We start from the raw sequence: 8,763 nt of genomic DNA on the forward strand, positions 1-8,763 counted from the left end.
GCAAAGGGGGGGTTTAGGAAGATTCGGACGTTATGAGCCGCAAGCGCGATGTCCTTCCCCGAACGCTTCTTCGGGCGCGCGATGGGCGTCGAAAGCGCCAGTCCCACGCTTGTAAGCCAGGCCAAGATCGAGGGTCGCTTCGCCGATGAATTCTCGATGGGCCACCCCCATCTCCCAGCCGGCTACACGACGACGCTGCACTTGCACTTCGACGTCATCGACATAGTTGCTAGAGGCGCGCAGGAAACCCTTGATCCAAAGCGTGGTCTTGCGTACCGCATCGCGGTAGACCAGCCGGCTAAGCTTGAGCTCGTTGCTTTCGCTGCGGCCGCTGTAGATATAGGTCTGGTTGATGCCCGCCACGGCCTGGTGGTAGCGGCTGGTGCTATTGGTAAAGGCCAGGCCCCAGTAACCCATGGGCAGTGAGTAATGGAGCACCTGGCTCTGGCTACCACGCACACCCTGATCGCCACCGCCCAAGTCGTGGCTAAAGCTGATGTAGAAGAGATCGTTAAGCGCCAGCCAGTTATCCAGCGAAACCGTGGCGCTACCTTGGTATTTACCGGTGGCCTTCGTGCCGCTGTCGTCCACCCCCAGCGTCAGGCGAATGGGGATACTCTGACGATAGCTAATGACCAGATCGCTGTCACCGACAACAACATCCTTCCCCTCGCTGGGCACGATTTGAATATCCGCGTCAGCGGTTGGCACACGTTTGAAGTTTTCCAGCCCTTGTTCAATGTCACGCAGGTTCAAAATATCGCCGGGCGAGGCCGGCAGCGCGTTCCAGCGGGTACCACGTGGATTGGCGTTGTCTGCAAAGCGGATCGTGCGAATCTTTCCAGGCACAACGGTCAGGCGTAATTCACCGCTGGCGATATCCTGAGGTGCAACCAGTATTCGAGTTGTGACGTAACCCCGTGCAACGAGGGCGTTCTGCAAGCGCGACATTAGGGCATTTATTCCTTGCACGCCCAAGCAACGCCCGCCCGGATCCGCCCCTGGCGTATGCAGCAGCCAGTCGAAGTCCGCGCTGCCTGCGCCGACCAGCACCAGCCGGTGTACTGCAAAGCAGGGAGACTCCTGGTTCGGTACCACCTCAGCGGGCGCACCCAATTGCGCAGGCAGGCGCACGTCGGAGCTGCGTTCTTGCTGTTGGCGCAGTGCGCGCTCGCGCTCCTGCTGGCGCTGGAACTCTTGCGCCGAGCGCTCGGCCTGCGCCCAGGCGCACGGCCCCAAACCGGCAAAGAGCAGTGCCGAGATGATCGGCAAAACGCGTCCTGTCCTGCGGAGACGCAAGCGTCCCCGCAGGATTCCCTGAGAACCCTGAGTCATTATTGTATTTGGCTTATGTTGAGGTAGATGCGGGTGCGCGCCACCTTGATGGCACGGCTGCCTGGCGAAGGTGAAATTTCTATACTGAAATTATTCCGCACGGCAATTTTACCTAGATTTACACTCTCGCGAAACAAGAATAGAAGAGGTTGTTGCATTTCATCTTCATCGATGAAAAATCAACAATAGTCGCGAAATCAGCAAAAAGGAACTCGTTCTTCTTAGCAGATATAAGCCGCGCGAGCTCTCGCATTGCCGTAAATCAGACCCAAACTATTTTCGGCCACAGCCATGAACTGGCCACGAGTCTTGTTGAAAATGATGCGATAGCAAAGCTGGTTCATGTTCTGCTGCGATCTGTTCGACATCGACGAACTGCGCGACTTCGAATACTCGCCGGACCAGTTCGATAACCTGCTGATGTGCAATTTCATCGACGATTCTGCGTCGGTGTTTCCGCTCGCTGATCTACAGCGCGGCATGGTCGATTCGTGGGTGGACTGGGATGACTACAAGCCCTTTACGGCGCGACCCTTCGGCCACCGTCCCGTGTGGATCGGCTATGACCCTTCGCTGACGGGCGACAGCGCCGGCTGCTCGGTGATTGCACCACCACTGCTCCCAGGCGGCAATTTCCGCATTCTGGAGCGCCACCAGTGGCGGGGTAAGGATTTTTCGGAACAGGCCGCGCTCATCAAGGAAATGTGCGGCCGGTACAACGTCCAGTACATCGGCATCGATACCACCGGCATGGACGTGGGCGTCTTCCCGCTGGTCAAACAATTCTTCCCCGCAGTGACGCCTATCAGCTATTCGCCGGAAGTCAAAACACGGATGGTGCTGAAGGCCCAAAACATCATCCGCAGTGGCCGCCTGCAATTCGATGCCGGCTGGACTGATATCGCGCAGTCCTTCATGGCCATTCGCAAGATCCTCACGCCTAGCGGACGCGCCGTCACCTATGACGCCGGCCGCTCGGAAGAAACCGGTCACGCTGACTTGGCCTGGTCGGTCATGCACGCCCTCGATTACGAACCCTTCGAAGGCACCACCGCTAACAACACCTCTTCCATGGAGTTCTTCTGATGAAACACAGAGCACGCCGCCGTGCGGCTGCATCCACCAACACGCCACCGGCCACCGTACCGGCGCCGGCCACGCCATCGGTCGAGGCATTCACGTTCGGCGATCCGGCGCCGGTTCTGGAAGGTCGGGACATGCTGGCCGATGCCGAGTGCTATCGCAATGGCGACTGGTACGAGCCGCCCTTGAGCATGGCCGGGCTGGCGAAGTCGCTCAATGCCAGCGTCCATCACGCCAGCGCCATCTGGTGCAAGGTCAACATCCTGGCCTCGACCTTCCAGCCGTCCGCCATCTTGTCGCGCGCCGACTCCACGCGCCTGGCCCTGGACTTCCTGCTGTTCGGCAATTGCTATGCCGAGCGGCGCGAGAGCATGACCGGCAAGCTGTTGAGTCTCAGGCCGGCGCTGGCCAAGTACACGCGCGTGGGCGTGGAGTCGGGGCGGTATTTCTTCGTCAATGGCTGGCGCGCCAACTACGAATTTGAGCCGTATTCCATTTGGCACCTGCAAGCGCCGGATATCAATCAGGAAGTGTATGGCGTGCCGCAGTACGTGAGCGCATTGCAATCGGCCTGGCTCAATGAATCGGCCACGCTGTTCCGTCGCCGCTACTACCTCAATGGCTCGCACGCGGACTTCATCCTCTACATGACGGACCCTGCCAGCAACGTCAATGACGTGGACAAGCTGCGCGAGGCTATGCGCAACAGCAAGGGACCGGGCAACTTCCGCAACCTGTTTGTGTATGCACCGGGAGGCAAGAAAGATGGCCTGCAAATCTTGCCGGTCTCCGAGATCGCGGCCAAGGATGAATTCTTCAACATCAAGAATTGCACGCGCGATGACGTGCTGGCCGCGCACCGCGTGCCGCCGCAGTTGCTCGGCACCATGCCCAACAACACGGGCGGGTTCGGCGATGTGACCAAGGCCGCTGCGGTCTTCGGTTGCAACGAGATTGAGCCGCTACAGGCGCAGTTTCTTTCCTTGAACGAGTGGGCGGGGCAAGAAGTGCTCAGTTTCCGCCCCTATCAACTTCCTACCAATGAGGGCAAGTAACCATGAGCGATTACGCTGACAACGCAGACAGCAGAATCTATCGAACCATCGCCGCCGGCCTGGCCGCCGCACGAAGTGTGCCAGCGCTGCAGCCTGACTGCCGCTGTCATTTCTGTGACGAGCCAGTAGCCGTCGAGCTACTGTTTTGCAATGTGGACTGTCGCGATGACTATCAGCGCGAGCAGGCAGCTCGGCAGCGTACCGGTAGGTGATTTCGGCAAAATGAAAATCAATCTGATGAGCTTTCGTCACATTGCATTATCACCGACCGTGTGTACGATAGTTCGGCCGGGTAGCGAGTCAGCATTATGCGTACTGCATCCGGCCCGCTGTAATTGGTGAAGGTTTGAGCTACAAGTTTTTCTGATTCATGCGCTTGGAGAGATCGGCAGCGGTCTCACGGCGCTCGCTGTACCTATCAGTAAGGTACGTAGATATGTCCCTGGTAAGTAGCGTGAACTTGAACAACTCTTCCATCACATCGACCACGCGCTCATAGTACGCGGACGGTCTCATTCTGCCGTCTTCGTCAAACTCTTGGTAGGCCTTGGCCACCGACGACTGGTTTGGGATGGTCAGCATACGCATCCAGCGTCCCAGAATACGCATCTGATTCACTGCGTTGAAGGACTGCGAACCTCCCGATACCTCCATCACGGCCAATGTCTTGCCTTGTGATGGACGAATGGCCCCCTGAGATAGCGGAATCCAATCAATTTGGGCCTTCATGACGCCGGTCATAGCACCATGGCGCTCGGGCGAGCACCACACCATACCTTCGGACCAGTTAGCCAGTTCACGTAGTTCAACGACCTTCGGATGTGTCTCCGGTGCACTATCCGGCAACGGCAAGCCGCGTGGATCATAGATCTTGACCTCGCCGCCCATCGCTTCCAGCAGGCGCGCCGCTTCCATGGTCAGTAATCGACTATAGGAGCGGTCTCGGAGAGAGCCGTACAGCAGGAGAAAGCGCGGCCGGTGGGTCGATGTACCGATGTTCGAGAAGTCGCCGATTGCCGGCACCTTAAAGTGGCCGGGATCGACGTTGGGCAGATCAGTTACTTGGTGCGACACGTTGGCCCTCCGCATTGATAACGACTTCGCCGTCTTCCTTGGTGAATGCGCCTTGTTGCGGATTCGGGAGGATATCCAATACCAGCTCGGAGGGGCGGCACAGCCTGCTTCCCTTGGTCGTCACAACGAATGGCCTGTTGATCAGGATGGGATTGGCCAGCATCGCGTCCAATAGCTGGTCATCGCTCAAAGTGGCGTCATCCAGGCCCAGCTCAGTGTAAGGCGTGCCTTTCTGGCGTATGGCCTCACGAACCGTCAGGCCGGCATCCTGAATCATTTTGACCAACTGCTCGCGGCTGGGCGGATACTGCAGGTATTCAATCACTGTCGGCTCTTCGCCGCTATTGCGGATCATGGCCAAGGTGTTGCGGGAGGTTCCACATGCGGGGTTGTGATAGATGATCGTCATGGTGAGGTTCTATTGTGAAATCGGCTCTGATTGCGGGCGAATCGCCGCCGTAGCGAAAAAGAAGAGAATTGCTCCCGTCGCCGCTATGGCAACCAGGGCAGCTATGGCACCGGGATAGCCGCCCCCGACGCTATAGAGGAGCGATGCGACGAACGGACCGGCTGCGAAAGCGATCGTGACCGGCGTTGCCATCGCGCCGCTGATGGCACCATAGGCCTCACGGCCATACAACTCAGCTGGAAGCGTCCCGCGAACGATGGTCATGACGCCGTTACCCATGCCGTACAAAATGGCAAACAGCCCGTATAGCACCAGCCATTCAGCTGGGGCATAGAGCAGAAGCAAGGCAACCGGCAGCAAAGAAATGGCAACCCGGCCCGTCTGCCTGGTGCTGGCCCTCTTTCCGATCGTGGTCTCCAGAATTCGGCCCAACACCTGCATGGGGCCAATCATCGCTCCGATTGCGGCGGCATAGTACGGGGTCATTCCGCGATCATGCAGTATCGACATCAAGTGCAACGACATTGCCGAGAACACCAGGGCGTTCAAGGTCACGGCCGCTGTCACTGCATAAAAACTCGGTTGCCGTAGCACAGCCTTCAGGTCCCAATCCTTATTGGCGGCGGCCTTGATCTTCTGAATAGACCTGGCTGCTGGAAGCAGCATATGATGAACCGGCAGGCAGATCATCAGGTTGGCCACCGCGTAAATCTGCCACGTCGTCCGCCATCCGTATTGCTCCAGCAACCATTGGGTCAGCGGCCAGGAGACGGTACTGGCAAAACCACCGAACAGTGTCAACATCGTGATGGCACGGCGGAAATCAGCCTGGAAGACTTGGGTCAACACAGCGAACGCCGGCTGGTAAAGGGTCGCGCTCATGGCCAGGCCGATTACCGCCCAGATGAGATAAAGCCCCCAGGCATCATGAACGAAGGATATAACCGTCAGCATCAAGGCGGCCAATACGGTTCCAGCGCCCATCAGCAGCCGGCCACCAATGCGGTCAATGATGCTGCCGGCCAGCGTCGACATCAGCCCCGAAATGAGCAGCGCAAGGGAATAAGCCCCGACCACGACTGGCTTTGATAGCTGCAGCTCCGTCTGCATCGGCTGCATCAAGATCCCGTAGGCATAGAACATCGAGCCCCACCCGACAATCTGGGTCAGCCCAAGCGAGGGAATCAGCCAGGTCGATTTGCGGGCATCCACTTCAGCTCCCCAGTCTCATCGCCAAGGCCGATAGCGTCACCAACAGGACGGGCAGCGTCAGCATCGCGCCCACTCGGAAGTAATAGCCCCATGAGATGTGGATGCTCTTCTTGTCCAGAACATGCAGCCAGAGCAAGGTCGCCAGGCTACCGATGGGGGTGATCTTGGGGCCAAGGTCGCTGCCAATGACATTGGCGTAGATCATTGCTTCCTTCACCACGCCGTGGGCTGTGGTGGCGTCGATCGACAGCGCCCCTACTAGCACGGTCGGCATGTTGTTCATGATCGAGGACAGGAAAGCCGTCAAGAAGCCGGTACCGAGGGCAGCGCCCCAGACGCCGTGCTCTGCAAAGCCGTTCAGCACGCTTGTCAGGTAGTCCGTCAGCCCCGCGTTGCGCAGTCCATACACCACTAGGTACATCCCAAGCGAGAAGAACACGACCTGCCAGGGAGCGCCCTTGATGACCTCGCGCGTGGAAATGACATGGCCTTTGCCTGCAACTGCCAGGAGTATCAATGCACCGACCGCCGCCACGGCGCTAATAGGCACCCCGAGGCTTTCCAGCCCGAAGAAGCCCACTAGCAGCAGCACAAGCACCCACCAGCCGGCGACGAACGTTGCTCGGTCATGGATGGCCGCAACGGGATGCGGAAGCTGTATCAGGTCATAGTTTGCGGGGATATCGCGACGGAAATAGAGGAAAAGCACGATAAGTGTCGCCACGACGGACACGATATCGACCGGGATCATGACCGAGGCATATTCCGCAAAGCCAATCTTGAAGTAGTCCGCCGAGACGATATTGACTAGGTTGGACACCGCCAGCGGCAGGCTGGCTGTGTCGGCGATGAACCCGGCCGCCATGACAAAGGCCAGCGTTGCCTGGGACGAGAATCGCAGTGCCAGCAGCATGGCGATGACAATCGGTGTCAGGATTAGTGCGGCACCATCGTTTGCGAACAGGGCGGATACGGCTGCGCCCAACAGGACCAGCAATACGAACAGAATGCGACCATAGCCTCCGCCCCAGCGGGCCACATGCAAGGCGGCCCACTCGAAGAAACCGGCCTTGTCTAGTAGCAGGCTGATGATAATGATGGCGATGAAGGTGCCGGTGGCATTCCAGACGATGTGCCAGACAATCGGGATGTCAGCCAGATGAATGACACCGGTAGCAAGAGCCACTGCGGCACCTGCGCACGCACTCCAGCCAATGCCAAGCCCCTTGGGCTGCCAAATTACAAAAATCAGGGTGAGCAGGAAGATGACAAAAGCTGCCAGCACTTTCTTTCCTTGGTCAAAGAAGAGGAATCAGAGGAGAGGATGACTGCGAGGGGACACTTTAGAGCTTGGCTTGCTGCCAGCGCTAAAGCTTTTGACGCGGCATTTGCTAGTCGTCGCGGCGAATGCGCTTCGGCCTGGATCGAAATGGCGGAGTTGGCTAGGCGAAGCAAGCGGACGTCGTAAGTCTCTTCAGTCACGATGTTCAGATAGCAAAGATTTGCGCAAACAGACGGCTTCCAATGGGCACAGACTGGAAAATTCAGGGCTTTGGAGGAGCGCTGCAGGTACTTCCGAGCGAGCAATCGGTTTATAGCCGCGATGCAAAAAGAATTCGTTAGCGGTCGTCGTAAGCAGATACAGAGCGGAGACGCCAGATTGGGCAGCGCGCGCTTCGATGGTCCGCACCAGTTTCGTGCCCAGACCGGAGTATCGACTTTGCTCTTTCACGGCCAGCGATCGCAGTAGAGCGTCATTGCCGTACCGTTCCAGTCCGACGAAACCGGCGATGGTTTCGCCGTTGTCTACCACAAGAAAGTTTGCAAGATGGCGCGCCGTTATGTCCTGATACGGCAAGCTATTGGTTTGGAGCAGCTCCAGCACAACCGGCAAATCGGATGGCTTTGCGTCACGAAATGGCCACATGATCAGAAGTGCCCCAAAATCGACTTACCCTGCGCCAGGGAGGTGACGAGCAATTCACGGTGCTTCATGAGGGTTCTCCTTGTGGACAGCATACGGCGCTGGGAGCCGGTATGCAGCGATTGCCGCCACAACAGTTCTCGGTGAGATAGGCTAATACGGTATTCATGGTTTCGTACCGTGCCGAATAAATGACGAAGCGGCCTTCTTGCTTGGAATTCACCATGTTTGCACTGACCAATTCCTTCAAATGGAAAGACAGGGTCGATAGCGGCAAGCCGGTCAGTTCTGCTACCTTGCCCGCCGGCATTCCCTTGGGGCCAGCTTGAACAAGGAGGCGGAACACAGCAAGCCGCGACTCATGGGCTATGGCGCTAAGTGCCTTGACGATTTCTAATTCTTCCATATTTCCAGAATAGTGGAAATGATTATGCCCGTCAAGGCTGGTTGAGCTTCGTCAAGCCGATACTCTAGGGAGATCATCTTCGCCCGCCAAAATATTTTTCTTCATTCAGTACGTTCAGGCAGTGACGTTCCAGGTCTTCATCCATGGAAGCGGTGGGCTCGTCGAGCAGGAAGATGTCGGGACGGCACAACAGCAGTCGGGTGAAGGCCACAGTTGGCGCTGGCCACCGGAGAGGCGCGTCCGCCCCTCTGGATCGGCAAGTCCA

8 protein-coding genes and 3 pseudogenes are annotated in these 8,763 nt (G+C 57.8%); 2 read left to right on the plus strand and 9 right to left on the minus strand.

All coding sequences use genetic code 11. The annotated features are described in order from the left end of the window. Positions 1-51: 51 nt before the first annotated feature. Positions 52-1,335 (minus strand): annotated as a pseudogene (locus tag I5W_RS14745) (ShlB/FhaC/HecB family hemolysin secretion/activation protein); the annotation flags it as partial. 221 nt (positions 1,336-1,556) lie between these two features. After that, entirely contained in the window at positions 1,557-1,769 is a 213-nt protein-coding gene (locus tag I5W_RS34240) for an ESPR-type extended signal peptide-containing protein (protein ID WP_083893541.1), read from the minus strand. On the opposite strand from I5W_RS34240, the pseudogene I5W_RS14750 reads away from it, so the two are divergent. Both I5W_RS14750 and I5W_RS14755 read left to right on the plus strand, forming a co-directional pair. Continuing rightward, positions 1,687-2,421: pseudogene (locus tag I5W_RS14750) on the plus strand (phage terminase large subunit family protein); the annotation flags it as partial. The gene I5W_RS34240 and the pseudogene I5W_RS14750 overlap by 83 nt on opposite strands. After that, entirely contained in the window at positions 2,421-3,473 is a 1,053-nt protein-coding gene (locus tag I5W_RS14755) for a phage portal protein (protein ID WP_044529788.1), read from the plus strand. The pseudogene I5W_RS14750 and the gene I5W_RS14755, both read left to right, overlap by 1 nt. Before the next feature lie 351 nt (positions 3,474-3,824). Here the strand turns inward: I5W_RS14755 and arsH are convergent, their stop codons facing one another. The 7 genes and pseudogenes from arsH to I5W_RS32855 all read right to left on the minus strand — a co-directional run. After that, entirely contained in the window at positions 3,825-4,547 is a 723-nt protein-coding gene (gene arsH, locus I5W_RS14760; RefSeq protein WP_044529795.1) for an arsenical resistance protein ArsH, read from the minus strand. After that, on the minus strand, positions 4,528-4,956 hold the full coding sequence (gene arsC, locus I5W_RS14765) for an arsenate reductase (glutaredoxin) (RefSeq protein ID WP_044529789.1): 429 nt from the start codon (positions 4,954-4,956) through the stop codon (positions 4,528-4,530). Before arsC ends, arsH begins: the two co-directional genes overlap by 20 nt. Before the next feature lie 9 nt (positions 4,957-4,965). Further along, a complete protein-coding gene (locus I5W_RS14770; RefSeq protein ID WP_044529790.1) occupies positions 4,966-6,168 on the minus strand; it encodes an MFS transporter in 1,203 nt (400 codons plus the stop codon). Position 6,169: 1 nt separating this feature from the next. Next, the gene (locus tag I5W_RS14775; protein ID WP_044529791.1) at positions 6,170-7,453 is read right to left on the minus strand and encodes an arsenic transporter; all 1,284 of its coding nucleotides are present in this window, start codon (positions 7,451-7,453) and stop codon (positions 6,170-6,172) included. Between the two features lie 189 nt (positions 7,454-7,642). Continuing rightward, on the minus strand, positions 7,643-8,095 hold the full coding sequence (gene arsN2 / locus I5W_RS14780; protein ID WP_044529792.1) for an arsenic resistance N-acetyltransferase ArsN2: 453 nt from the start codon (positions 8,093-8,095) through the stop codon (positions 7,643-7,645). 64 nt (positions 8,096-8,159) lie between these two features. Then, a complete protein-coding gene (locus I5W_RS14785; protein ID WP_044529793.1) occupies positions 8,160-8,498 on the minus strand; it encodes an ArsR/SmtB family transcription factor in 339 nt (112 codons plus the stop codon). A gap of 73 nt (positions 8,499-8,571) precedes the next feature. Then, positions 8,572-8,763 (minus strand): annotated as a pseudogene (locus tag I5W_RS32855) (hypothetical protein); the annotation flags it as partial.

It is taken from the genome of Herbaspirillum sp. B65, from assembly GCF_000333555.1.
In the GTDB taxonomy this organism is placed as follows: domain Bacteria; phylum Pseudomonadota; class Gammaproteobacteria; order Burkholderiales; family Burkholderiaceae_D; genus Herbaspirillum; species Herbaspirillum rubrisubalbicans.

What these genes read in the sequence shown, in the direction of transcription:
- arsC (WP_044529789.1), bottom strand. Translation starts at nt 4,956, where the DNA reads ATGACGATCATCTATCACAACCCCGCATGTGGAACCTCCCGCAACACC.
- arsN2 (WP_044529792.1), bottom strand. Translation starts at nt 8,095, where the DNA reads ATGTGGCCATTTCGTGACGCAAAGCCATCCGATTTGCCGGTTGTGCTG.
- I5W_RS34240 (WP_083893541.1), bottom strand. Translation starts at nt 1,769, where the DNA reads ATGAAATTGCACATCAGCAGGTTATCGAACTGGTCCGGCGAGTATTCG.
- I5W_RS14755 (WP_044529788.1), top strand. Translation starts at nt 2,421, where the DNA reads ATGAAACACAGAGCACGCCGCCGTGCGGCTGCATCCACCAACACGCCA.
- I5W_RS14785 (WP_044529793.1), bottom strand. Translation starts at nt 8,498, where the DNA reads ATGGAAGAATTAGAAATCGTCAAGGCACTTAGCGCCATAGCCCATGAG.